Origin of the sequence: Aeromonas sp. R10-2 (assembly GCF_040908445.1) — a bacterium.
GTDB lineage: Bacteria > Pseudomonadota > Gammaproteobacteria > Enterobacterales > Aeromonadaceae > Aeromonas > Aeromonas veronii.
Genome location: NZ_JBFODS010000101.1, coordinates 1 through 25,373, shown reverse-complemented (window position 1 = coordinate 25,373; position 25,373 = coordinate 1). Strand labels below are relative to the sequence as shown.

The 25,373-nt window shown below is 60.3% G+C and carries 21 protein-coding genes; 12 read left to right on the top strand and 9 right to left on the bottom strand.

What is annotated here, in order from left to right; translation table 11 throughout:
- The first annotated feature begins 70 nt into the window (after positions 1–70).
- On the top strand, positions 71–547 hold the full coding sequence (locus AB5Y97_RS19835) for an Lrp/AsnC family transcriptional regulator (RefSeq protein ID WP_005304871.1): 477 nt from the start codon (positions 71–73) through the stop codon (positions 545–547).
- Between the two features lie 131 nt (positions 548–678).
- Here AB5Y97_RS19835 and AB5Y97_RS19830 read toward each other — a convergent pair whose 3' ends face one another.
- Both AB5Y97_RS19830 and AB5Y97_RS19825 read right to left on the bottom strand, forming a co-directional pair.
- Positions 679–996: a hypothetical protein gene (locus AB5Y97_RS19830; protein ID WP_005343224.1), complete on the bottom strand. Its 318-nt coding sequence runs from the start codon at positions 994–996 to the stop codon at positions 679–681.
- Positions 997–1,141: 145 nt separating this feature from the next.
- Positions 1,142–1,369 carry a hypothetical protein gene (locus AB5Y97_RS19825; RefSeq protein ID WP_005335715.1) on the bottom strand — a complete coding sequence of 76 codons (228 nt, stop codon included), beginning with the start codon at positions 1,367–1,369 and terminating at the stop codon, positions 1,142–1,144.
- 266 nt (positions 1,370–1,635) lie between these two features.
- Here AB5Y97_RS19825 and AB5Y97_RS19820 point away from each other — a divergent pair, with 266 nt between their 5' ends.
- Together AB5Y97_RS19820 and chrA are read left to right on the top strand one after the other, a co-directional pair.
- Entirely contained in the window at positions 1,636–2,031 is a 396-nt protein-coding gene (locus tag AB5Y97_RS19820; protein ID WP_368158836.1) for an NUDIX hydrolase, read from the top strand.
- A gap of 58 nt (positions 2,032–2,089) precedes the next feature.
- On the top strand, positions 2,090–3,256 hold the full coding sequence (gene chrA, locus AB5Y97_RS19815; RefSeq protein WP_201946692.1) for a chromate efflux transporter: 1,167 nt from the start codon (positions 2,090–2,092) through the stop codon (positions 3,254–3,256).
- Between the two features lie 74 nt (positions 3,257–3,330).
- On the opposite strand, the gene msrB is transcribed toward chrA, so the two are convergent.
- The 4 genes from msrB to malQ all read right to left on the bottom strand — a co-directional run bounded on the left by msrB (position 3,331) and on the right by malQ (position 10,391).
- Positions 3,331–3,717, bottom strand: a complete 387-nt coding sequence (gene msrB / locus AB5Y97_RS19810) for a peptide-methionine (R)-S-oxide reductase MsrB (RefSeq protein ID WP_005354730.1) — start codon at positions 3,715–3,717, stop codon at positions 3,331–3,333.
- A 68-nt stretch (positions 3,718–3,785) separates the two neighbouring features.
- Positions 3,786–5,942, bottom strand: coding sequence for a glycogen debranching protein GlgX (glgX, locus tag AB5Y97_RS19805; RefSeq protein WP_201946690.1), 2,157 nt, complete (start codon positions 5,940–5,942; stop codon positions 3,786–3,788).
- Entirely contained in the window at positions 5,942–8,119 is a 2,178-nt protein-coding gene (gene glgB / locus AB5Y97_RS19800; RefSeq protein ID WP_368158833.1) for a 1,4-alpha-glucan branching protein GlgB, read from the bottom strand. The genes glgX and glgB overlap by 1 nt, the downstream gene beginning before the upstream one ends.
- Before the next feature lie 82 nt (positions 8,120–8,201).
- Positions 8,202–10,391: a 4-alpha-glucanotransferase gene (gene malQ, locus AB5Y97_RS19795; protein WP_201946686.1), complete on the bottom strand. Its 2,190-nt coding sequence runs from the start codon at positions 10,389–10,391 to the stop codon at positions 8,202–8,204.
- Positions 10,392–10,738: 347 nt separating this feature from the next.
- On the opposite strand from malQ, the gene gap reads away from it, so the two are divergent.
- Together gap and AB5Y97_RS19785 are read left to right on the top strand one after the other, a co-directional pair.
- Positions 10,739–11,734, top strand: coding sequence for a type I glyceraldehyde-3-phosphate dehydrogenase (gene gap / locus AB5Y97_RS19790; protein ID WP_005335708.1), 996 nt, complete (start codon positions 10,739–10,741; stop codon positions 11,732–11,734).
- Positions 11,735–11,820: 86 nt separating this feature from the next.
- Complete coding sequence (locus AB5Y97_RS19785) at positions 11,821–12,687, top strand: D-hexose-6-phosphate mutarotase (protein WP_201946684.1); 867 nt, start codon at positions 11,821–11,823, stop codon at positions 12,685–12,687.
- Positions 12,688–12,757: 70 nt separating this feature from the next.
- Here the strand turns inward: AB5Y97_RS19785 and nadA are convergent, their stop codons facing one another.
- Positions 12,758–13,831 (bottom strand): quinolinate synthase NadA, encoded by a 1,074-nt coding sequence (gene nadA / locus AB5Y97_RS19780; protein ID WP_005335706.1) that lies wholly within the window; start codon positions 13,829–13,831, stop codon positions 12,758–12,760.
- A gap of 140 nt (positions 13,832–13,971) precedes the next feature.
- Here nadA and AB5Y97_RS19775 point away from each other — a divergent pair, with 140 nt between their 5' ends.
- Positions 13,972–16,077, top strand: coding sequence for a methyl-accepting chemotaxis protein (locus AB5Y97_RS19775; RefSeq protein ID WP_368158831.1), 2,106 nt, complete (start codon positions 13,972–13,974; stop codon positions 16,075–16,077).
- Between the two features lie 69 nt (positions 16,078–16,146).
- On the opposite strand, the gene AB5Y97_RS19770 is transcribed toward AB5Y97_RS19775, so the two are convergent.
- Positions 16,147–16,602, bottom strand: a complete 456-nt coding sequence (locus AB5Y97_RS19770; RefSeq protein WP_139462052.1) for an NfeD family protein — start codon at positions 16,600–16,602, stop codon at positions 16,147–16,149.
- A complete protein-coding gene (locus tag AB5Y97_RS19765; RefSeq protein ID WP_005335703.1) occupies positions 16,599–17,522 on the bottom strand; it encodes an SPFH domain-containing protein in 924 nt (307 codons plus the stop codon). Before AB5Y97_RS19765 ends, AB5Y97_RS19770 begins: the two co-directional genes overlap by 4 nt.
- Before the next feature lie 197 nt (positions 17,523–17,719).
- Between AB5Y97_RS19765 and cysG the strand changes: the two genes are divergently transcribed.
- The 6 genes from cysG to AB5Y97_RS19735 all read left to right on the top strand — a co-directional run bounded on the left by cysG (position 17,720) and on the right by AB5Y97_RS19735 (position 25,365).
- Positions 17,720–19,156 carry a siroheme synthase CysG gene (gene cysG / locus AB5Y97_RS19760; RefSeq protein ID WP_201946680.1) on the top strand — a complete coding sequence of 479 codons (1,437 nt, stop codon included), beginning with the start codon at positions 17,720–17,722 and terminating at the stop codon, positions 19,154–19,156.
- 72 nt (positions 19,157–19,228) lie between these two features.
- Positions 19,229–20,161, top strand: a complete 933-nt coding sequence (gene cysD, locus AB5Y97_RS19755) for a sulfate adenylyltransferase subunit CysD (RefSeq protein WP_339357185.1) — start codon at positions 19,229–19,231, stop codon at positions 20,159–20,161.
- Positions 20,162–20,173: 12 nt separating this feature from the next.
- Positions 20,174–21,601, top strand: a complete 1,428-nt coding sequence (gene cysN / locus AB5Y97_RS19750) for a sulfate adenylyltransferase subunit CysN (protein WP_201946677.1) — start codon at positions 20,174–20,176, stop codon at positions 21,599–21,601.
- 4 nt (positions 21,602–21,605) lie between these two features.
- Positions 21,606–23,330 (top strand): SLC13 family permease, encoded by a 1,725-nt coding sequence (locus tag AB5Y97_RS19745; RefSeq protein WP_005362933.1) that lies wholly within the window; start codon positions 21,606–21,608, stop codon positions 23,328–23,330.
- Positions 23,331–23,468: 138 nt separating this feature from the next.
- Positions 23,469–24,059, top strand: a complete 591-nt coding sequence (gene cysC, locus AB5Y97_RS19740; RefSeq protein ID WP_139739798.1) for an adenylyl-sulfate kinase — start codon at positions 23,469–23,471, stop codon at positions 24,057–24,059.
- A 325-nt stretch (positions 24,060–24,384) separates the two neighbouring features.
- Positions 24,385–25,365: an IS5-like element IS5 family transposase gene (locus AB5Y97_RS19735; RefSeq protein ID WP_368157187.1), complete on the top strand. Its 981-nt coding sequence runs from the start codon at positions 24,385–24,387 to the stop codon at positions 25,363–25,365.
- Positions 25,366–25,373: the final 8 nt, after the last annotated feature.

Genomic DNA, 25,373 nt, shown 5'->3' with positions numbered 1-25,373 from the left:
CGGTTGTTTTTGCAATAGTTCACCCTTAATCTAGGAAAAGTGGATTAGTCATTGCAACGAGGAAGGGTAAATGCTGAAACTTGATCGCATAGACAGACATATTCTCGAGTTGATGCAGGAGAATGGCCGCATCAGCAATCTGGAACTGGCCGAGCTGGTCGGGCTCTCCCCGTCCCCCTGCTCCCGCCGGGTCAAGGCGCTGGAGGATGCCGGCCTCATCGACACCCACGTTACTCTGCTCAACGCCCGCCAGCTTGGCCTCACCCTCACCGCCTACATTCACATTTCCATGGACAGACACACGCCCGAGCGGTTCGAAAACTTCGATCGCGCCATCAGCGAACTGCCCGAAGTGCTGGAGTGTGACCTCATCACCGGCAATGATGCCGACTACCAGCTCAAGGTGGTGGTGCGCGACATGGAGCACTATCAGCACTTCCTGCTGGACAAGCTGACCCATATTCCGGGGGTGACCGGAGTGCGCTCCAGCTTCGTGCTGCGCCGCATCAAGCACAAGACGGCGCTGCCGCTCAACCATCTGGGTTGAGCCCGCGCAAACCGCTTATAGAAACAGAAAGAGGAGGCCAGTGGCCTCCTCTTTTGCTATTCGCTCTTGGTTATTCGGTAGTGGTTATCGGGTCTGGATTAGCTGTCGCGGTGACGGGACTACTGCCGTGGTCAGACGCTGACCTGGCTGATGTCTTCCACCTGCAGCAGCCAGCCGCTCTGCTCCTGCTGCGGTTCGCCGCTGACCCGCAGCCGCTCGCCGGTTGGCACCCACTGCCCCTCGGGCAGGGAGACCAGCAGGCTCTCGCTGCCGTTGTCGAACAGCCAGCGATCTTCGCCAAGCGATTCAATCAGATAACCTTCCATCTCCACTCTGGACTCGGCTTGCCAGGATGGCGCAACGGAATCACGGCTCTCGATGAAATCCCCCTGAACACCAAAACTGGCTAGCCCCCACAGAATGGAGAGCCCGACGATGGATGTTTGCATCTTGTCTCTCCTCTTTTGGAACTGTAGGGCCAGTATGGGAACAGAAAACTGAGCGCACCATGAACAAGGTGGCAAAGTGCTGGCGAGATCGCGAAAAAATCCGGCCAATTGGCCAGCAGTGTCATTTTATGGTGCTTGGATCACACTATTTGGCGGCTTCTTCTGCCATCCGTTCAGCTCTTGGCTTATTCGTCCACATGGCTACCCCGCGATGATCCCCACAGATCCCCTCTGCCACCACGGCGCGAACCCGGGTGCCATCTTTGCAAATGGCCTGCCAGGCGTCGGCATCATCGATGGCGAGCGAGTTGGGGGGCGGCGTGGTTTGGCAAGCCGTGAGCAGCAGGGCGCACAGGGGGAGCAATTTTTTCATGGCGGACTCCTCGGGGTGATGGGGGACTGAGAGGATGGGGATGACCTCTCCATCCGGGCTTCACTCCCCAGCATCAGTGATAACCGGTTAAGGGGCAAGGGGAGGGGCCACAGACAGGCGCAGGTGCCGTGCAGCCGAGGCTTGCCCTGTGCCCTCCTTGGGCCTATGGTGGGGCCGTTTTATTGCCTGATTGAAGGAGCGTTTTCATGTCCACTCTCTATCCCCGCGTCGGGGTCGGCGTCATCCTGACCAACGCCCAAGGCTAGGTGCTGCTTGGCAAACGCAAAGGAAGCCATGCCCCCTACTGGTCGATCCCGGGTGGTCATCTGGAGTTGGGGGAGAGCTTCGAGTCGGCGGCGATCCGCGAGGTGGCCGAGGAGACCGGACTTGAGATCCACGGGCCCGAGGTGGTGGCGGTGACCAACAATCTGGAGACCTGGCGCGAGAGCGGGCTGCACTATATCTCGGTGACGCTGCATGCCAAGGCCGATGGCGAGCCGAAGCTGCTGGAGCCGGAGAAGTGCGAAGGTTGGGTCTGGTGCGATCCGCGCGCGTTGCCCGAGCCCCATTTCGACGCCAGCCGTCAGTCCATCGCCTGCTGGCTGGCGGGACGCTGCTATCTGCCGGGTGATATGCCCATGGTGTCGGCCGAATCAGCCTGATTGTCATAAAACGATCATCGCGCTGTCATAATATCCCCTCTCCATCGGGAGAAGAGGGATGAGGGAGAAGAGCGTGGGACAGGTATTTATTCAGTTTTTATGGCTGGGATGCATCAGTTTTGGCGGCCCGGCCGCTCATATCGGCTATTTCCAGCGTACCTTCGTCCAGCGGCTCGGCTGGCTGACACAGGCCGAGTTTGCCCGCTTGCTGGCGCTGTGCCAGCTGCTGCCGGGGCCCGCCTCCAGCCAGCTGGGTTTCGCCATCGGTCGTCATCGCGCCGGTCTGGGCGGGGCGCTCTCAGCTTTTCTTGGCTTCACGCTTCCCTCATTTCTTCTGCTACTGGCGGCTGCGATCGGTATCGGCCAGCTGGGCAGCAATCTGTGGCTTGATGCGGCGCTGCACGGCCTCAAGCTGCTGGCGCTCATCGTGGTGGCCGATGCGGTGCTCACCATGAGTCGTCAGTTCTGTGCCACGGGAATGACCCAAGGGATCATGGTGGTGACCGCTGCTGCACTCTGGTGGCAGCCCGGTCTGATGACTCAACTGTTGATGCTGGCTGGAGCGGCGCTGATCTGCGCCCGCAGCCAGCGCGGGGCGGGCAGTCGCCCTGCCACCGCCGAGCTGCCTTCTGCCGCCAGCAGTCAGCCTCATTGGCCGACCCTGCTGCTGTTTGGCATCCTTTTTATCGGTCTGCCGCTGCTCGCTAGCCCGATTGGCCAGCTGGTTGCCGACTTCTATCGCGCCGGTAGTCTGGTGTTTGGCGGTGGCCATGTGGTGTTGCCGCTGCTGCAAGAGAGCGTGGGATACACTCTCAACGAGCAGCAGTTTCTGACCGGTTACAGCCTGGCCCAGTTGGTGCCGGGCCCCATGTTTACCCTTGCCACCTATCTTGGTGCCCAGTTGTTGCCAGGGACGCCACTGCTCGGTGCAGTGTCGGCGACCCTGGCGCTGTTTGTGCCCGGCTTTCTGCTGCTCTGGGCGGTAGGCCCCTGCTGGCAACAGTGGTTGGCCCGGCCCCGTCTGGTGGGGGCTGTCACCGGCATCAATGCTGCCGTAGTGGGCTTGTTGCTGGCGGCCCTCTATCAGCCGGTGTGGCAGAGTGCGGTGCTGGTTCCGAGCGATCTGGCGCTGGCGGCCATCGGCTTTTATCTGCTGCGGGTGTTGAAGTTGCCGGTGCCGGCCATCGCGGCCCTGTTGGTGATGGCTGCTATCCTGCTGGCGTGAAGCCGGTGAAATCCCGATAAAAAACGGCGCCTCCGTGATCGGAGGCGCCGTTTTTATTGCAATGGGTCAGCCGCTTAAGCGTCGGGATCGAAATCCAGACTCAGGCTGTTGACGCAGTAGCGCTGACCTGTCTCGGTCGGTCCGTCGGGGAAGACGTGACCGAGGTGAGAGCCGCACTGGCGGCAGGTGATCTCCACTCGCTTCATGCCGTGGCTGTTGTCCTCGGTGTACTCCACCGTCCCCTCGATGGCCTTGTCGAACGAGGGCCAGCCGCAGCCGGAATCAAACTTGGCTCCTGAGTGAAACAGCACGCTCTTGCAGCAGACACAGAGGTAGTCGCCGCTCTTGCGATTGTGGAGCAGGGCGCCGCTGTAGGGGCGCTCGGTGCCCTTCTCCCAGCAGACGTGAAACTGCTCGGGGGTCAGTTTGCTGCGCCACTGTTCCGGATTGTTACTGCTCATACCGACTCCTTGCCATCCATACCGGAGCCCAGCATAGCGGCTCCGTAAAGCTGACTCCAGCATGCCTCTTATGCTTTACCTGTATCTGTGATCGAGGTGGCAACCATCTCCTCACCGGATGCAGGGAGAATTTCCTGCTGCGGTGGCTGGGCATCCTCCGCCGTGCTGGCCAGCGCCACCCGCTCCAGCAGTTTGAGGGAGTGGGCCCGGCCGACCGCCACCTGCCGTTTGATGTCATCGGGCAGAAAGGGCAGCCCATCGTTGGTGGCAGTGTCGATGGTCTGGATCCACTCCAGCCCTTCCCCCGGCGGCGGCAGGCGGAACTGGATATCGTAATCGCTGGCGTTGAACAGCACGTACCAGCGCTCGCCAACGCAGTTGATCATGCCGATATCCATGGCGAACGCCTGCCCCATGGGGGCGTGCCAATCCTGATCGGTGAGCTGGTGGCCGTCCGGGTGATACCAGTTGACCTGATGGCAGCTGGACGGGGTGCCATTCCAACTGTCGTCGCTCAGTTGCAGGTTGGAGAATACGCTGGACTCTGCCCGCAGCGCCATCATCTGCTGGGTGAAGGCGAACAGCCGCTCATCCTCCGGCCGCCACTGCCAGTTGACCCAGCTGATCTGGTTGTCCTGACAGTAGGCGTTGTTGTTGCCAAGCTGGCTGCGGCCCATCTCGTCGCCGGCGAGGAAGTGGGGAGTGCCTTGGGAGAGCAGCAGAGTGGCAATCAGATTGCGCTTCTGCTGCTGGCGCAGGCTGTTGACCCGCGGATCCAGGGTCGGCCCCTCTACCCCGTGGTTATAGGAGAGGTTGTTGCCGTGACCATCCCGATTGTCTTCACCGTTGGCCTGATTGTGGCGCTGGTTGTAGGAGACCAGATCCTCCAGGGTGAAACCGTCGTGATAGCAGAGGTAGTTGACGCTGCTGTGAGGCGAGCGCCAGTTCTTCGGGAAGATATCCCGCGAGCCTACCAAGCGGGTGGCAAAGTCCCCCATCTTGCCCGCATCACCGCGCCAGAAGGCGCGCACAGTATCGCGGTAGCGGTCATTGATCTCCTGCCACTGGCTCGGGAATTGACCCAGCCGGTAGCCGAAGGGACCGATGTCCCAGGGTTCTGCGATGAGCTTGACCTGTGACAGCACTGGGTCGGCCATCACGGCCTTGAAGAAGGCGCCCATGGGCTCGAACTCCCCTGCTTCCCGCGCCAGCGTCACCGCCAGATCGAAACGGAAGCCATCCACCTGCATCTCGGTGACCCAGTAGCGCAGGGCATCGAGCACCAGTCGCAGGGTGTTTGGGTGATCCAGATTGACGCTGTTGCCGCAGCCGGTCACGTTGGCATGACGGGTGTAGTCCGGGCCGTGGGGGCCCGCTTCGAAGGCGTAGTAACCGGCGTTGTCAAAGCCCTTGAACGAGAGGGTGGGGCCGTCGAAGCCCGAGGCGGCAGTGTGGTTGTAGACCACATCCAGAATCACCTCGAGCCCGGCCCGGTGCAGCTCGCGCACCATGGTCTTGAACTCGGTCACCGCCTCGTCGGCCCTGGTGCTGTAGCGCGGCTCCGGGGCGAAGAAGGCGATGGGGTTGTAGCCCCAGTAGTTGGTCAGTCCCAGCTGTTCCAGTCGCGGTTCCGACATGAAGGCGGCCACCGGCATCAGCTGCACCGAGGTGATGCCGAGACTCTTCATGTGCTCGATGACCAGCGGGTGACAGATGCCAAGGTAGGTGCCCTGCAGCGCTTTGGGGATCCCTGGATGCTGCTTGGTAAAGCCCTTGACGTGGGTCTCGTAGATAATGGTGCGGGCTGGACTGATCCCGGGTTTGCCAACCCCTTGCCAGTCAAAGCTGTCATCCACTACCACCGACTTGGCAATCATACCGGCGCTGTCACCCTGATAGAGGGCTTCATCCCAGTAGGTGGGACGACTGAGCGCCTTGGCGTAGGGGTCGATGAGCAGTTTTTGCGGATCGAACAGCATCCCCTCCTGCGGGGTGCCATAGACCCGATAGCCGTAGCGCTGACCGGCCTTTACGCCGCGCACGTAGCCAAAGCGATACTGGCCACGGCGGCCGGGCAGCTCCAGCCGCATCAGCTCCTGCTCCTGCTCGTCGTACAGGCAGATCTCCACCTTGTCCGACTGGGGGGCCCAGACGCAGAAGTGGCAACCGTTCTCGTCAAGGCGGGCCCCCAGCGGGTGGCCCACCCCTTTTTCCATTACAAGCATCAAGACTCCTGTTTGATAAACAAGGTCGCCAGCGGCGGCAGATCCAGCACTATGCTGTGTGCCATCCCCTGCCAGGGGGTCGGCTCGGCAGCGAACACCAGACCTACATCATAGTTACTGCCCCAGTAATACTCGCTGTCGGTGTTGAGCACCACCCGATAGTGGCCCGCCGCAGGGACGCCGAGCCGATATTCGAGACGGGGTACCGGGGTGAAGTTGCAAGCCACCACAATAGCCTGCTTGCCCTCTTTATCCGCCCGCAGCCAGGCAAAGATGCTGTTGTCGGCATCGTTGTGATCCAGCCAGCGGAAGCCGGTCTGCTCATAATCGGCCTGATACAAGGCAGGCTCATGACGGTAGAGGTGGTTGAGATCGTGGATCAGCCGCTGCTGACCGGCATGCTTGGGATATTGCAGCAGATGCCATGGCAGCTGGGCATCGTGGTTCCACTCGTTGCTCTGAGCGATTTCGGTGCCCATGAAGTTGAGCTTCTTGCCCGGGTGGGCGTACATAAAGCCCATGTAGGCCCGCAGGTTGGCGGCTTGCTGCCACTCGTCGCCCGGCATCTTGTAGAGCATGGAGTGCTTGCCGTGTACCACCTCATCGTGGGAGAGCGACAGGATGAAGTTCTCGTCATAGTGGTAAACCATGGAGAAGGTCATGTCGTTGTGGTGGTAGCGACGGTGGATCGGCTCTTTCTGCATATAGGTGAGGGTGTCGTGCATCCAGCCCATATTCCACTTGAAGCCAAAGCCGAGGCCGCCGAGGAAGGTGGGGCGGGAGACACCGGCAAAGGCGGTGGACTCTTCGGCTATGGTCATGGCGTGGGGATACTTGCCGTAGACCTCCTCGTTGGTCCACTTGAGCAGGCTAATCGCCTCGTAGTTGTGGTTGCCGCCATCGACGTTCGGTACCCACTCACCGGCGTTGCGGGAGTAATCCAGATAGAGCATGGAGGCAACCGCATCCACCCGCAGGCCGTCGATGTGGAACTTGTCGAGCCAGAACAGCGCGCTCGCCACCAGGAACTGGCGCACTGTGTCGCGGCCGAAGTCATAGATGTAGGAGTTCCAGTCCGGGTGCCAGCCACGGCGCGGATCTTCATATTCGTAGAGCGGGGTGCCGTCGAAACGGGCCAGTCCGTGGGCATCGGACGGGAAGTGGGCGGGTACCCAGTCCAGAATGATGCCGATGCCGGCCTGGTGGCACTGGTCGACGAAGTATTTGAAATCATCAGCGGTGCCGTAGCGGCTGGTGGGGGAGAACATGCCCACCGGCTGGTAGCCCCAGGAGCCGCTGAAGGGGTGCTCGGAGACCGGCAGCAGCTCGATGTGGGTGTACTCCATCTCCTTGACGTAGGCGACCAGCTCCACCGCCAGTTCGCGCCAGCTCAGGCTGTCGCCATTGGGGTGGCGTTTCCAGGAGCCGACATGCAGCTCATAGATGGAGAGCGGCTGCTCGCGCTTGTCGTTGTGCTGGCTGGCAATCCACTCGGCATCATGCCACTGGTACTGGGCGTGGTCATAGACCACGGAGGCGAACGACGGATACTGCTCGCAGTAAAAGCCGACCGGATCGCTCTTGTGGGGCAGCCGGTTGCCCATGGGGTCCTTGAGCTCGAACTTGTAGCGATCCCCGGTCTTGAGGCCCGGCACAAACAGCACCCAGTGACCGCAGAGGCTGCGCTGCATCGGGTGGCGGCGGCCATCCCAGAAGTTGAAATCGCCGATGAGGCTCACGGCGGTGGCGCTCGGCGCATAGACCGCAAAACGCACCCCCTCCACCTGCTGGCCAAGATGCTCCACGGTGCGCAGCTGGGCGCCAAGGGTGTGATAGAGGTTTTCCGGCTGGGCGGTCAGTTCGGCCAGGCCTGCCCAGGCGGCATCCTGAAACTGATAGGGGTCGATGACCTCGGTGGTGGCATCTTGGTAGCTGGCGATCAGCTGATAGGGGAAGGCGTTCTTGCGGCGGGTGAAAACAGTTTCAAAAAGACCCGATTCATCGGTGGGCGCCAGGGTGGCAACGACTTTGCCCGACTTGAGATCCTTGACGCGAACTTCGAGGGCATCAGGCAACCAGGCGGTCAGTTTGAGGCCGGGCCCATCCGGATTGGCCTGCAGGCCTAAGTGAGAGAAGGGATCGGAACAGCGGGCAGCAACCAAACGTTCAACGAGCATCGAGATTTCCTTTCATGACAGAGCATCCACTCCGGCCGAAGCCGGAGTGGATTTAGGTGAGAGCGCTGTGGGAGACAGCGTCTCAACGACTGGCCTCATCACGGGCTTGGCTCATCTTGCCAGCCAGTGCCTTGAGTGCCTCATTGGCAAAAATATCTTCCAGATCAGCGGAGAGCTTGCGGCGCCAGTTGGGGTATTCGTAACTGGTGCCCGGTACGTTGACCGGCTTGTCCATCTCCAGCCAGTCTTCCAGCTGGGTACTGAACAGGGCGCAGCTGCCGCGGGACATATGGATCTGCAGACCGTGGTTGAGTTCGGTGTTCATGCCGACCCAGTTGACGTCATGACTGATGTTGTCAGAGATGACCTTGTGGGCATGCAAGCTGTCGAGGATCCGCTGTTTGGCCTGGTGACGATCAGCATACAGAGTCTTCAATACATCTTCATCCGGATACAGACCCAGTTGACGGCCGAGCGCCAAATCGTCGCAATGCCAGAAGCCCTTGAGGGTCGGCATGTCGTGAGTGGTCAGGGCCGACATCGCCTGCTCGGTGTAGTGCGCCGGGGAGATAAAGCCGCCATCTTCCTTGGAGCGCTCGAAGAAGAACACCTTGTAGGAGTGAACGCCATTCTCTTTCAGGGTCACGTCGATCCCCTCCGGCACGGTACCCAGATCCTCGCCGATCAGCAGGCACTGATTGCGGTGGGATTCGAGGGCCAGAATGCCCAGCAGATCGTTGACCGGATAGTAGATGTAGGCGCCCTTGGCGGCGGACGCTCCGGGCGGTACCCACCACAGGCGCAGCAGTGCCATCACGTGGTCGATGCGCAGTGCGCCGCAGGAGCGCATGTTGGCACGGAACAAGTCCACCATCGGCTGGTAGGCCGCTTCAAACAGCTTGTTCGGGTTCATCGGGGGCAGGCCCCAGTTCTGACCGAGCGGGCCGAGGATATCGGGCGGCGCACCGACCGAGGCTTTCGGGCAGTAGAGATCCTGGTTTGCCCAGATCTCTGTAGATCCTTCGGAGACGCCCACTGCCAGATCCCGGTAGATCCCCATCACCATGCCAGCAGCCTTGGCGCGGGCATCGGCTTGCGCCAATTGCTCATCAGCCAGGAATTGCAGATAGAGGTAGAAGTTGACATCTTGCGAGTGCTCGGCCATCCAGGCGGCAACGGCAGGGTTGTGGTAATCGCGCAGTTCCTGCGGCCATACCGGCCAGCCCCAGGCATTTTCGCCTTTGGCATAGAAGTGGGCCTGCAGGGCATCAAATGCTGCTTGCTGTTGCAGGCTGTCGCCACCGGCGGCCACGAAGGCATCAAAGGCGGCCTGACGCTCGGCGCCAAGGCTGGCTTCGTCGAACACCTGACGCAGCATGCCGAGTTTGGTCTGGATCACGCCGGTGTAATCGACGTTCTCTTTGGCGCGCAGATCGGCCAGATGTTGCTGGAAGGCAGGACTTGCCACTTCCGCTTTCAGGCGATCGCTCTGCTGGAATTCGGGCACCGCTTCCACATTGATATAGGCCACGTTGAGCCAGCGACGGGAAGAGGGGCTGTAGGGACTGGCGCTCTCCGGATTGGCCGGATAGAGGGCGTGGATAGGGTTGAGGCCGACGAAGTGGGCACCCCAGGTGGCTGCTTTCTCGACCAGCTGGCCCAGATCGCTGAAATCACCGATACCCCAGTTGTGGCGGCTGCGCAGGCAGTAGAGCTGCACGCTCGGGCCCCATACCTTGCGGCCATCGGCAATTGGCGCCTGCTTGTAGCAGGCTTTGGGGGCAACGATGAGGCGCATGGTGGCCAGCGGCTCGTCATTGCCCTCTTCCAGCAGTACCAACTGGTGATAACCCAGCTCAGGGGCCATATCCAGAGTGACGCGATAGGCCTGGCACTCCATCTCTTCAAATTCGGCCACGCCGACCAGCTCACCCTCGATGGGGGTAAATTGACCGGACAGCACTGCACCTTGCTCCTGCTGGAGCTGCCAGGTGAGGGCGTCGTTGACGAATTCGATGGGGAGGCGAACCTCAAGGGTAACGGCGTCGCCGGTGCGAACCACCATCACAGGATCCAGCGCCCGCAGCCAGTGCTGGCGATGCTCCTCTTCCAGCTGCTGCACCAGTGCGGCCTCGTCATCGACGCGGTAGCCCATGGCGCCCAGCATGGCGGCCTTGCTCTCTTCTGATACCTGGGCCGGGTGGCCCCAGGCATCGACATACTCGCTGGCGATACCTTTTGCGGCAGCCAGCTGTTCAATCAGGGTGGTCATAGTTTGAGAATTCCCGCTGTGGATTCTATCTATACTATTTTGTTTGATTTTTATGGGGTGGTACTTGAACAGTGGCTCTTTGGCCATGCTAAACCGCGCACATTTTTACATATCTCTGTGAATGGTTGTGTGACCGAGTAGGCACTATTGTTGATATCTGCGCGATGCCACGATCTGGCACTTTTTTCGTCAAAACGTGGTAATCAGTTACATAAACAGAAAATTAATTTCACAGTTTTTCATGATATAGCGCAATTTCAGACAGAATGTTGGTTGACTCACCGGAGAGTTCTAGTAAATTTACAAGCGGAATTTTCTTTGACTACTGAACAGTTAGGTAACTAAATATGACTATCAAAGTAGGTATTAACGGTTTTGGCCGTATCGGTCGTTTCGTATTCCGTCTGGCTTGCGAGCGTGCAGACATCGAAGTTGTTGGTATCAACGACCTGATCGATGTTGACTACATGGCTTACATGCTGAAGTACGATTCAACTCACGGTCGTTTCAACGGTACCGTTGAAGTTAAAGACGGCAACCTGGTTGTAAACGGCAAAACCGTACGTGTTACCGCTGAGCGTGACCCGGCCAACCTGAAGTGGGGCGAAATCGGTGTTGACGTTGTTGCTGAAGCTACCGGTCTGTTCCTGACCGACGAGACTGCTCGTAAGCACATCGCTGCTGGTGCCAAGAAAGTTGTTCTGACTGGCCCGTCCAAAGACGCTACCCCGATGTTCGTAATGGGTGTTAACGACTCTACCTACGCTGGCCAGGACATCGTTTCCAACGCTTCCTGCACCACCAACTGCCTGGCACCGATCGCCAAGGTTCTGAACGATACCTTCGGTATCGAGTCTGGCCTGATGACCACCGTTCACGCTACCACTGCTACCCAGAAGACCGTTGATGGTCCGTCTGCCAAAGACTGGCGCGGTGGCCGCGGTGCGGCTCAGAACATCATCCCGTCCTCTACCGGTGCAGCCAAAGCTGTTGGCGTAGTTATCCCGGAACTGAAAGGCCTGCTGACCGGTATGGCTTTCCGTGTTCCGACTCCGGACGTGTCTGTTGTTGACCTGACCGTTAACCTGAAGAAAGCTGCCACCTACGCAGAAATCTGCGAAGCGATGAAAGCTGCTTCCGAAGGCGCTATGAAAGGCGTTCTGGGCTACACCGAAGACGAAGTTGTATCTACCGACTTCCTGGGTGAGCGTCAGACCTCCGTATTCGACGCCAAGGCTGGTATCCAGCTGAACGACAAATTCGTTAAAGTTGTATCCTGGTACGACAACGAAATGGGCTACTCCAGCAAAGTTCTGGACCTGATCGCTCACATCTCCAAGTAATTTGGGATGCGCAATCGCGTAGCTTGAAAAAGGCGGCCATTGGCCGCCTTTTTGTTTTTCGGTTTCCCCTGATGACAGGAGTCCACATGCAATCCATTCGTCCCCTGACAGCCAATTGCAAGCTTGCCAACAATGCGGCCGGTCTGCCGGTTCTCACCATCAACAACGACTATGCCAAGGCCGAGATCAGCCTGTTTGGCGCCCATGTGCTGAGCTATCAGCGTCATGGCGAGCCGGCCTCCATCTGGCTGAGTGACAAGGCGGTGCTGGATGGCAGCAAGCCTGTTCGCGGTGGTATCCCGATCTGCTGGCCCTGGTTTGGCCCGGCGCCTGCCCGCGTCGGTAGCGGCAAGCCTTCCCACGGTTTTGCCCGTACCACCCTCTGGATGCTGGACGGAGTCTCAGATCACGCCGATGGCACGCTCGTTCATCTCTCCCTGCGCGACAGCGATGCGACCCGCGCCCTGTGGGATCACTCCTTCGAGTTGGAACTGGACGTGCTGGTGGGCAAAGAGCTTTCGCTGGTGCTGACCACTCGCAACACAGGTGCTCAGCCATTGACCTATAGCGGTGCGCTGCACACCTATTTGCAGATCAGCGCACCGGAAGCGGTAAGCGTCACCGGCCTGGGCGAGCCCTATGCCGACAAGCTGACCGGACAGGATGCCAAGCAGCAGGGTGCATTGACCCTGAGCGGGGCGCTGGATCGGGTCTACTGGCAGCCAGAGGCGCTGGTGAGAGTGCAGGATGGTGAGCGCGAGACCCGGGTAGTGAGCGGCAACCACGACAGCGTGGTGGTCTGGACCCCCTGGCTGGAAGGGGCCACCGCCATGGCCGACATGAGCGACGATGGCTATCGCACCATGCTCTGCGTCGAAGCGGCCATCGCTGGCGAGGCGGGGGTGACCGTTGCGCCGGATGAAGAGCACAGTCTCTCTACCGTGATCATCTGATCAGGATGAGGTTCAGATAAATAAAGAGGGCTCCCGCGGGAGCCCTCTTTGCATCTCGTGACGGCGGCAATCAGGCGTTGCCCTGAGTCTTGAGCTTGAGTTCGGCGGCGAAATTGAGCATCCGGTCGAGGGGGATCAAGGCTTTGACCCGCAGATCTTCGTCGACATGGATCTCGTGGCGCTCGGCACCGTCGGTGAGGGCCTCCTTGATCGCCACCAGACCGTTCATCGCCATCCAGGGGCAGTGGGCGCAGCTGCGGCAGGTAGCGCCATCGCCACCGGTCGGGGCTTCCACCATCTCTTTCTCCGGACAGGCCTGCTGCATCTTGTAGAAGATGCCCCGATCGGTCGCCACGATCAGCTTCTGCTGGGGCAGCTCCTTGGCCGCCTTGATCAGCTGGCTGGTGGAGCCGACCGCATCGGCCAGCTCAATCACCGAGGCGGGGGATTCCGGATGAACCAGCACGGCGGCATCCGGATTCTGCTCTTTCAGCTCGCGAAGGGCACGGGCCTTGAACTCGTCGTGGACGATGCAGTGGCCCTGCCAGCGCAGCATCTGCGCCCCGGTCTTCTTCTCGATATAGGCGCCCAGATGGCGATCCGGGCCCCAGATGATCTTGTGACCCAGACTGTCGAGGTGTTCGACGATCTCCAGCGCAATGCTGGAGGTCACCACCCAGTCAGCCCGTGCTTTGACGGCGGCCGAGGTATTGGCATAGACCACCACGGTATGGTCGGGATTGGCATCGCAGAAGGCGGAGAACTGTTCGATGGGACAGCCCAGATCGAGGGAGCATTCGGCCTCCAGGGTCGGCATCAGCACCCGCTTGTGGGGGCTCAGGATCTTGGAGGTCTCGCCCATGAAACGTACCCCGGCGACGATCAGGGTTTGTGCCTCATGATCGCGGCCAAAGCGGGCCATCTCCAGCGAGTCACCGACGAAACCGCCGGTGGCTTCGGCCAGCGCCTGGATCTCGGGATCCGTGTAGTAGTGGGCAACCAGTACCGCCTTGCGCTCCTTGAGCAGCGCCTTGATTTCTGTGGTCAAGGTCGTTCTCTGCTCGGCACTCAGGGGAAGAGGTTTGGCCGGAAAGGGGTAGTCCATCGCGACTACCGGCGGGACACTGCTCAGTGCATTGCTCATTGCGACTGTTCCATCAACGCTCGGGAAGGCAAAAATTATAACCAGAAGCCTGCCACAAACCCATCAACAAATCGGGTGAAGCGCAAGTGGGCGAATATACTCAAGTAATTCGTTGTTATTCTGCCATAAGGAGTTGTCGCATGAAGCAACGTTCCCTCAAGTTCAAGCTGTTGTGCCTTACCATGGGGCTATTTCTGCTGACCGGGCTGGCCATGACCCTGTTGCAATCGGCCTCTTTCAGCTCCCTTCGCAACATGGTGATGACCCAGACCAGCGATGCTCTGGAAGAGGAGGTCTCCCGCAGCTTGCAGTATCAGGCAGAGCGCTATGCCATCCAGATTGCCTCACTGATGCAGAACTCCTATCAGATCCCCCTGACCGTGACCGCCCAGATTGAAGCCGGGATGGCCAAACCGGAACTGCGGTTGTCGCGGCCCCAAGTGGAGTATCTGCTCGGCAGCAGCCTGCAGCAGGCGAGCGGGATCAGCTCCATCTACGCCCAGTTTGAACCGGATGGCTATGATGGCGAGGATGGCAACTGGCTGGGCGGGGCCAGCCACTCGGTGGCAGGAAAGGGGAGTCTGGAGGTCTATTTCACCAAGGATCAGGGAGGGGCAGTCGCTCAGCAAGCGGTGGACGCCGCCGCCAGTGAGGCCAAGTTTGATACCTCCCTCAACGAGTTCGGTATTCGCAACAGCGAGTGGTATCTCTGTGGTCGCGATACCCGCCAGCCCTGCCTGATGGAGCCTTATCTCTACGAAATCAGCCCGGGCAACAAGATGCTGATGACCAGTCTGACTGTGCCCGTGCTGCGTGACGGCAAGTTTGTCGGGCTGGCCGGAGTGGATATGAACCTGCCCATCTTCCAGCAACTGGCTGAAAACCTTGGCAAGAGCCTCTATGACAACAAGGCGGATGTGACCCTGGTCAGCAAGATGGGGCTGATTGTGGGCAGCAACCGCTATGCCGACAAGCTGGGCCGTCCACTCAAGGAGGTAGGCCTGACCCTGCCTGACGGTCAGCCGGTCAGCAGCGACAGTGACTTCATTCTTCATCAGCCCATCCGGGTCGAGGCTGCCAATACCCAGTGGTGGTTGATGATCAAGGTGCCCAAGGCGCTGGCGCTCGGCAAGGCGCACGCCATCAGCAATGAACTGGGCGCCCTGCTGGTAGATGCCCAGCGGCAGCAGATCATCGCCATGGGCGGTATCACCCTGCTGGTGCTGGGGCTGCTGGTCTGGTTTATCCAGACCATCACAGCGCCGCTTTCTCTTATCAGCCGCCATGTGGGCCATCTCTCCAGCAACGAGGGGGACCTGACCCAGCAGATGGAGATCGACACCCATCAGGAGCTGATCGATCTGGGTTCTCAGCTCAATGCCTTCCTCGGCAAGCTGCGGGGCATGGTGCAAATGAGCAAGGGGATTGGTCAGCAGGTCTACCAGCAGGCGCGGGAGATGAAACATACCGCCGACACCATGCGTAGCAGTCTGGACGAGCAGAATCTGGAGCTGGAGAGCGTGGTGAGCGCCATGCACCAGATGAGCACCACGGCAGTCAGCGTGGCGGGTTATGCCGAGCAGGCGGCGCAGGAGTCGGAAGCGGCGACCCACCACATCAATACCGCCCAGCAGACCCTCAGCAATGCTCGCAACGAGATCCATACTCTGGTCGGCGATATGCATGAGGCGGATAAAGCGGTGGCGCTGGTAGCCCAGCGCAGCACCAATATCAGCCGGATCCTTGATGTGATCCGCGCCATTGCCGAGCAGACTAACCTGCTGGCTCTCAATGCCGCCATCGAAGCGGCGCGGGCAGGGGACATGGGCCGTGGCTTTGCGGTGGTGGCAGACGAGGTGCGGGCGCTGGCGACCAAGACCCGTGAATCGACCGACGAGATTGGCCAGCTGATTGGCAGCCTGCAGACCGAGGTGAGCAGCAGTCAGCGTCTGATGAATACCGGCATCGAGCGCTCCACTACCACGGTGCAGGGTACCGAGCAGGCGTTCGAGGCGCTCAATCGGGTAGTGGCCCAGATCCAGCAGATCCACGACCACATCAGTCAGGTGGCCACCGCCGCCGAGCAGCAGAGCGCCGTCAGTGACGATATAAACAAGAATTTGATGCGGATTGGTGATACCGCCAACGTGATTGGGCAGGAGGCCAGCTCCAGCCATCAACTGAGCGAGGCGCTGGAGCAAGCGGCCACGGCGCTCGCCAGTCAGCTCGATCGGCTACGTACCTGAGTCGTTGCCAGAGAGACAAAAGCCCGCGAGCGATCGCGGGCTTTTTTATGACTCGACAGCAGAGTTGCGTCAGTTGCGGGGTTCAACCAGCAGGATGTGGGAGTCAGCCCCCACGACCCTGACCTTGCTGCCCGCCGGCAGCGACTCGTCGCAACGCACCGTCCAGACCGTATCGTCCAGATGCACCCGACTGGTGCCTTGGGCGACATCATCCAGCAGGGTCAGCTCGCGGCCCATATAGCTCTGCATCCGCTCGTTAATGGTGCTGGCGGCATCCTGACCCGAGTTGTCACGCTGGTGCTGCCAGCGCCACCAGGCCCAGGTGGTGAGCAGGGATTGCACCGCAAACAGCAGCAGCTGCGCCTGCCAGCCAAAGGGCCAGACCAGTAGCAGTAGCCCCACTTCCAGCGCGGCGATGCCGGTCCAGAGCAAAAAGCCCACCGAGCCGAGCACCTCGATGGCCAGCAGAATGAAGCCGAGCCCCAACCAGTGCCAGTGGGTCAGCCCCTCTAACAGGGCTGTCATGACTTGCTGCCCTTGCCATCTTTGTTGAACAGCTCGGCCATGCCAGCCACAGAGCCAATCAGGCTGCCTGCTTCCAGCGGCATCATGATGATCTTGCTGTTGGGGCCTTCACCGATGCGGGCCAGTGCTTCGGTATATTTCTGAGCCACGAAGTAGTTGATGGCCTGCAGGTCTCCTTCCGCAATTGCCTGGGAAACCATGTGGGTCGCCTTGGCTTCCGCCTCGGCAGCCCGCTCCCGCGCTTCGGCGGCGAGGAAGGCAGCCTGACGCTCACCTTCGGCTTTCAGGATCTGGGACTGCTTCTCGCCTTCCGCTTTCAGGATCTTGGACTGGCGCACCCCTTCGGCCTCCAGTACCTCGGCCCGTTTCTGGCGCTCGGCCTTCATCTGGGCGTTCATCGCCTCGACCAGTGCCAGCGGCGGGCGCACATCTTTAATCTCGATACGGGTCACCTTGATGCCCCAGGGGGCGGTGGCGGCATCCATGGTGCGCAGCAGCTTCTCGTTGATGGTGTCGCGCTGGGAGAGCATCTCGTCCAGCTCCATGGCACCGAGCACGGTGCGCATATTGGTCATGGTGAGATTGCGGATGGCGCTGGTGAGATCGTTGACCTCGTAGCCCGCTTTGCGGGCATCCACCACCTGCACAAAGCTGATGGCGTCGATGGTGACGTTGGCGTTATCGCGGGAGATCACCTCTTGTGCCGGGATGTCCAGCACCTGCTCCATCATGATGATCTTGTGGCCGACCCGATCCACGTAGGGGATCAACAGGTTGAGACCCGGGGTCAGGGTGCGGGTGTAGCGGCCGAAGCGCTCCACCGTCCAGTTGTAGCCCTGGGGCACTATCTTGATGCCCGCGCTCAGGGTGGCGAGCACCAGGAACACGAAAATCCCTAGCACAATCAATGATTCATTCATCATTTAGCTCCTTATGAAACACAGTCCCTAGCCTATGGTCTGGCGTCAGGTACCACAAGTGACTTTGTACGCCTTTGTCATGAATCGGCTTTGCTAATTACCAAAAGGCATTAAAAAGCATTTTTTATTATTTTGAGGGATAAGCTGCCCTACCTATAGTCGCCCCATATTAGTCGTGTTCCGAGGGATGGGCCGAAATGGATTATTTACCTATGTTTGCCAAGTTGGAAGGCCGCCCGGTACTGCTGGTGGGCGGGGGCGAGGTTGCCCTGCGCAAGGCGCGCCTGCTGCTGGCAGCCGGTGCCCGGCTGACCCTGGTCTCCCCGGAGCTTGAACCGGAATTTGCGGAATTCACCGGTCGTTTCACCCATCTGGCCGAGCGCTTCACTCCGGCCCATCTGGCAGGCCAGATTTTGGTAGTGGCGGCGACCGACAACCTCGAAGTCAACGCCCTCGTTTATCAAAGTGCCAACCAGCTGGGTCTGTTCGTCAACGTGGTGGATGACCCCAAGCGCTCCAGCTTTATCTTTCCCTCGATCATTGATCGCTCGCCGCTGATGGTGGCGGTCTCCAGCGGCGGCAAGGCACCGGTGCTGGTGCGCCTGTTGCGCGAGCGACTGGAGAGCCTGCTGCCGCGCCATCTCGGTGGGCTGACCGAGCTCTCCGGCCGGGTCCGTGACAAGGCCAAGCGGGTGCTCTCCTCTATTTCCGATCGCCGCCGCTTCTGGGAGCGCGCCTTTGCCTCCAACACCCTCGCCAGCCTGATTGAAAAAGAGGATTGGCAAGGTGCCGAGCAGTGGCTGAGTGATGGTCTCGACCAGGCGAAAAGCGAAGTGGGCGAAGTGGTGCTGGTCGGCGCGGGCCCCGGCGATCCGGGCCTCTTGACCCTCAAGGCGCTGCAACAGATTCAACAGGCTGAAGTGGTGCTCTACGACCAGCTGGTCTCCGCCGAGATCCTCGATCTGGTGCGCCGCGATGCCACTTTGGTGTCGGTTGGCAAGAAGGCGGGCGCCCACAGCGTGCCGCAGGAGGAGACCAATCGCCTGCTGGTGGAATACGCCAAGGCGGGCAACCGGGTGGTGCGGCTGAAAGGGGGCGATCCCTTTATGTTTGGCCGTGGCGGCGAGGAGCTGGAAGTGCTGGCCGACGAAGGCATCCCCTTCTCTGTGGTGCCCGGCATCACGGCTGCTGCCGGTGCCACCGCCTATGCCGGCATTCCGCTGACTCACCGTGATTACGCCCAGAGCGCCGTCTTTATCACTGGCCACTGCCAGAAGGAGGGCAAGGAGCCCGACTGGCAGCAGCTCGCCGCCACCAGTCAGACCCTGGTCATCTACATGGGGCTGATGCGCTCCGAGCATATCCAGCAGCAGCTGGTGGAGCGCGGCCGAAGCCAAGCCACCCCCATCGCCATCATCGAGCGCGGCACCACATCCCGTCAGCGGGTGCTGACCGGCACGCTGGCCGACTTGGCCGAGCTGGCCAAACAGGCGGTGAGCCCGTCGCTTATCGTCATCGGCGAAGTGGTCGCCCTGCGCGATCGGCTGGCCTGGTTTGGAGAGCTGGGCGGCGAGCAGCAGCGCGCTAACCCGGATCTCGATGGCTGCGACCTCAAGCTGGTGCAGCTGGCCTGACCGAGAAAGAGATATTTGATGCGGTTGCCAGCGCAGCCGCGCACTGAACCACCCAGCGCCCCGAGCAGGCGCATAAGCAATGACCCGAGGACCAACATGGACCGTGAAAGATTGACACATCTGCAGCAGCTGGAAGCCGAGAGCATCCATATCATCCGCGAGGTGGCTGCCGAATTTGAAAACCCGGTGATGATGTACTCCATCGGCAAGGACTCCTCCGTCATGCTGCACCTGGCCCGCAAGGCCTTCTATCCGGGCAAGATCCCGTTCCCCTTGCTCCACGTCGACACCGACTGGAAGTTCAAGGAGATGATCAAGTTCCGCGACGAGACTGCCAAAAAGTACGGGCTGGATCTGATCGTCCACAAGAACCCGGAAGGGCTCGCCATGGGCATCAACCCCTTCGTCCACGGCAGCGGCAAGCACACCGACATCATGAAGACCGAGGGGCTCAAGCAGGCGCTCAACAAATACGGCTTCGACGCCGCCTTCGGTGGCGCGCGCCGCGACGAGGAGAAGTCCCGCGCCAAGGAACGGGTCTACTCCTTCCGTGACAAGTCTCACCGCTGGGATCCGAAGAACCAGCGCCCCGAGCTGTGGCGGGTCTACAACAGCCAGGTCAACAAGGGGGAGAGCATCCGGGTGTTCCCGCTCTCCAACTGGACCGAGCTGGATATCTGGCAATACATCTATCTCGAGAACATCGACATAGTGCCGCTCTACTTCGCCGCTTACCGTCCGGTGGTGGAGCGCAACGGCATCAAGATCATGGTGGATGACGATCGCATGCCGCTCACCGCCGAGGATGAGGTAAAGCAGGAGCTGGTGCGCTTCCGCACCCTCGGCTGCTACCCGCTGACCGGGGCCATCGAATCCGATGCCACCACCTTGCCGGAAATTATTGAAGAGATGCTGCTCACCACCTCGAGCGAGCGGCAAGGGCGGCTGATTGACCACGATCAGGCCGGCTCCATGGAGCAGAAGAAGCGTCAGGGATATTTCTAAGGAGTCGTCAGCATGAACAGCCATATTCAGACCGCTATCACCGAACAGGGCATCGAAGCCTACCTGCACGCCCAGCAGCACAAGAGCCTGCTGCGTTTTCTCACCTGCGGCAGCGTGGATGACGGCAAGAGCACCCTTATCGGTCGCCTGCTGCACGACTCCCAGCAGATTTATGAAGATCAGCTCAAAGCGCTGGAGTCCGATAGCCAGAAGCTTGGCACCACTGGCGAAAAGCTGGACCTGGCGCTGCTGGTAGACGGCCTGCAAGCGGAGCGCGAGCAGGGCATCACCATCGACGTGGCCTACCGCTATTTCTCCACCGCCAAGCGCAAATTTATCATCTCGGATACCCCGGGCCATGAGCAGTACACCCGCAACATGGCGACCGGCGCCTCCACCTGCGATCTGGCTATCATCCTTATCGACGCCCGCAAAGGCGTGCTGGATCAGACCCGCCGCCACAGCTTTATTGCCAGCCTGCTTGGCATCAAGCAGTTCGTGGTGGCGGTCAACAAGATGGATCTGGTGGAGTTCAGTCAGGAGGTGTTCGAGCGCATCAGTGCCGATTACCGCGAGTTCGCCAAGAAGCTCAGTGTCGACACCATCCATATCGTGCCGGTTTCGGCGCTTGACGGCGACAACGTGGTCAACCAGAGCGATAAGCTGGCTTGGTATCAGGGCGAAACCCTGCTGGCGCTGCTGGAGTCTGCCGAGGTTGAGCGCGAGCTGGAGCGTCATCCGGTGCGCCTGCCGGTGCAGTATGTGAACCGCCCCAACCTCGATTTTCGCGGCTTCGCAGGCACGCTCGCCTCCGGCATCCTGCGGGTGGGCGACAAGCTGGCGGTGCTGCCGTCCGGCAAGGAGAGCACAGTGACCCGCATCGCCACCTTCGACGGGGATCTGGAGTACGCCCTGCCGGGTCAGGCCATCACGGTCACCTTCGCCGACGAGATCGATATCAGCCGCGGCGACTTGCTGGTGGATGCGGCCAAGCGGCCGCAAGTGACCCAGAATGTGCTGGCCCATATCGTCTGGATGGGGGAGGAGTCCCTGCAACCGGGCCGGGTCTACGACGTCAAGCTGGCCACCAAGAAGAGTCGCGGTCAGGTGGAGGCCATCCGCCACCGCATCGAGATCAACAAGCTGGACGAGTTGCCTGCAAGCGAGCTCAAGCTCAACGAGATCGGCCTGTGCGAGCTGAGCCTCACCGACCCGGTGGCGTTCGACCCGTATCAGGAGATCCGCGATACCGGCAGCTTTATCCTGATCGACCGGCTGACCAACGTCACCGTCGGCGCCGGCATGATAGTGGAAGGCTTGGCCGCCAAAGCGGTAAAAGGGCACTACAGCGAGTTTGAGATCGAGCTCAACGCCTTGGTGCGCAAGCACTTCCCGCACTGGCAAGCCCTTGCCATCGGTAACGACACAAGCAAGGAGTAAGCCCATGACCTGGCAACAATTCCTGGTGCTGGGTCTGCTGGCTGCTCTCGTGGCCCTGCTGATCCAGGGCAAACTCCGCCCGGCGCTGCTCTTCTCGGGCGCCGTGCTCATCACCTACCTGAGCGGGCTGGCGGATATCAATGCCGTGGTGGCGGGCTACACCAACAGTGCTCTGTTGACGCTGGTGCTGTTGCTGCTGGTGTCGCTGGCGGTGGAGAAGACCCGCATCATGAGCTGGTTCGCCAATCTGGTGGGCACGGGTTCATTCAACAAGGTGTTGGTGAAGGTGTGGTTCTCCACCGCCTTCCTGTCGGCGTTCGTCAACAACACCGCCGTGGTGGCCTCCATGCTGGGAGCGGTCAAACGCAACCCCAACCATGCGCCGTCGCGGCTGCTGCTGCCCATGTGCTTCGCGGCCACCTTTGGCGGCGTGCTGACCCTGATCGGCACCTCCACCAACCTGATCGTCAACAGCTTCCTCATCAAGATGGGGGCTCCGCCGCTCGGCATGTTCGACTTCTTTATGGTGGGAGCGGGCACCCTGCTGACCGGTCTGGTGGCCGTGCTGCTGTTTGCCCGTCACCTGCCGGAGCAGGATACCGAGATGAGCCGCGAATCCGGCTACTTTCTTGAAGCCAAGGTGGGCGCAGGTTCACCGCTGGCGGGGCGCAGCGTCAAGGAGAACGGCCTGCGCAGCCTGAAAAGCCTCTATCTGGCGGAAATTATTCGCGGCGATCAGGTGATCTGCCCGGTGCAGCCGGAACACGAGCTGCACGAAGGGGACGTGCTGCTGTTTTGCGGCGACGTGGAGAGCGTCGGCGTATTGCAGGAGATGAAGGGGCTGGATCTCTACGGCCAGCACCGCCTCAACGGCCAGCATCTGGTGGAGGTGATCGTCAGCCACAGCTCGCGGCTGGTGGGTCAGACCATCAAGGATGCCGAATTTCGCACCCACTTCGATGCGGTGGTGCTGGCGGTGCGACGCGGCGAAACCCAGCTTACCGGTGGCCTCGGCCAGATTGAACTGCACGCAGGGGACACTCTGCTGCTGGCCCCCGGCCCCCAGTTTGCCCGCAACAAGTCGCTGGGGCGGGAGTTTGTGGTGGTGAGCGGGCTGGAAGCCTCTACCCGCCTCGATGGCAAGCGCAGCGCCGCCGTGGTGCTGGGGTTTCTCGGGGTGCTGGCGCTCTCGGTATTCGATCTGGTGCCGCTGTTCAAGGGCTTGCTGCTGATGCTGGTGGCGCTGCTGCTTACCCGCATTCTGACCCTGGACGAGATCCGCCGCCGCTTTCCGCTGGATATCTGGCTGGTGGTGGGCGGGGCGCTCGCCATCGCCGATCAGCTGGAAAAGAGCGGGCTGGCCAAGCTTATCGCCGACTGGCTGATGGGGGAGTTCAACGGTGCCAGCCCCATCATCGCCTTTATCGGTATCTATGTTTTTACCCTGGTGCTGACCGAACTGATGAGCAATAACGCTGCCGCCGCGCTGGCCTTCCCCATGGGTTACCAGCTGGCGCTCAGCATGGATGTCTCGACCATGCCGTTTATTCTGGCGGTGCTGTTCGGGGCCAGCTCCAGCTTTATCCTGCCCTACGGCTATCAGACCAACCTGATGGTCTATGCCGCGGGCAACTACAAGATGCCGGACTACCTCAAGCTGGCGCTGCCGGTCTCGCTGGCCTATAGCCTCGGGGTGATTGTGATGGTGCCCCTGCTGTTTCCGTTTTAAGGCGTGAGCGCCAGTCAAGGCGTGTTGGGTGAGCAATGCCATGGCATCAGCACGTTGGCGGCGGATAGTCCGAGGCGGCTCCCCGTGGTGCCGGACAGTTTAAGTTTTAAGGCGTGAGCGCCAATCAAGGAGTGTTGGATGAGCAATATCGTGTGGCATGCCCATGCCGTCGACAAACAGAGCCGGGCCGAGCTTAAAGGGCAAAAGCCGCTGGTGATCTGGTTTACCGGGCTGTCGGGGGCGGGCAAATCGACCCTGGCGGGGGCGCTGGAGCAGGCGCTGGCGGCACAAGGCAAGCACACCTATCTGCTGGATGGGGACAATGTGCGCCACGGGCTGTGCGGGGATCTCGGCTTCGACGATGCTGCGCGGCAGGAGAATATCCGCCGGGTCGGCGAGGTGGCAAAGCTGATGGTGGATGCGGGCCTGATCGTGCTCACAGCCTTTATCTCGCCATTTCGTGCCGAGCGGGCGCTGGTGCGCAGCCTCTTGGGTGAAGGGGAGTTTGTCGAAGTCTTTGTCGATGCGCCACTCGCCATCTGTGAAGAGCGCGATCCCAAGGGGCTCTATAAAAAGGCGCGGGCAGGGGAAATTACGAATTTTACCGGTATCGACTCCGCCTACGAGGCACCGGAGCAGCCGGAAATCCATCTGCTCAACGCCGGCAAGCCGGTCGCTGCGCTGGTGGATGAGCTGCTGACAGCCCTGCGGCAGGGGAACTGCCTGTAGCTGGATCGGAAGAACCTATAACAAGCGCCCGGCGGCCGGTCAGTTGGCCACCACAGGCGCTGATGGGCTGGCAGCAGCCACTATAAGCAAAAGTTGGGTCATTATCGGAAAACCCATAAATCCAGCTTATAGTGGCACCGACGAGCCTTGAGCCACTCCAAGGCAGCCGATAGCAACCCCGCAAAAAGATCTTCCGATCCTTGCTTATATCGCGGCGGGGTTATTCGCGATTGTCAGAATATACTGCGCAACTTTAGGGAAGGTGCGAACAAGTCTCTGATATGAGATCATGTTTGTCATCTGGAGCCATGAAAAAGGGTTCATCATGAGTCATCAGCTCACCTTCGCCGACAGTGAATTCAGCAGTAAGCGCCGTCAGACCAGAAAAGAGATTTTCTTGTCCCGCATGGAGCAGATTCTGCCATGGCAAAACATGGTGGAAGTCATCGAGCCGTTTTATCCCAAGGCTGGTAATGGCCGGCGACCTTATCCGCTGGAAACCATGCTGCGCATTCACTGCATGCAGCATTGGTACAACCTGAGCGATGGCGCGATGGAAGATGCTCTGTACGAAATCGCCTCCATGCGTCTGTTTGCCCGGTTATCCCTGGATAGCGCCTTGCCGGACCGCACCACCATCATGAATTTCCGCCACCTGCTGGAGCAGCATCAACTGGCCCGCCAATTGTTCAAGACCATCAATCGCTGGCTGGCCGAAGCAGGCATCATGATGACTCAAGGCACCTTGGTCGATGCCACCATCATTGAGGCACCCAGCTCGACCAAGAACAAAGAGCAGCAACGCGATCCGCAGATGCATCAGACCAAGAAAGGCAATCAGTGGCACTTTGGCATGAAGGCCCACATTGGTGTCGATGCCAAGAGTGGCCTGACCCACAGCCTAGTCACCACCGCGGCCAACGAGCATGACCTCAATCAGCTGGGTAATCTGCTGCATGGAGAGGAGCAATTTGTCTCAGCCGATGCCGGCTACCAAGGGGCGCCACAGCGCGAGGAGCTGGCCGAGGTGGATGTGGACTGGCTGATCGCCGAGCGCCCCGGCAAGGTAAGAACCTTGAAACAGCATCCACGCAAGAACAAAACGGCCATCAACATCGAATACATGAAAGCCAGCATCCGGGCCAAGGTGGAGCACCCATTTCGCATCATCAAGCGACAGTTCGGCTTCGTGAAAGCCAGATACAAGGGGTTGCTGAAAAACGATAACCAACTGGCGATGTTATTCACGCTGGCCAACCTGTTTCGGGCGGACCAAATGATACGTCAGTGGGAGAGATCTCACTAAAAACTGGG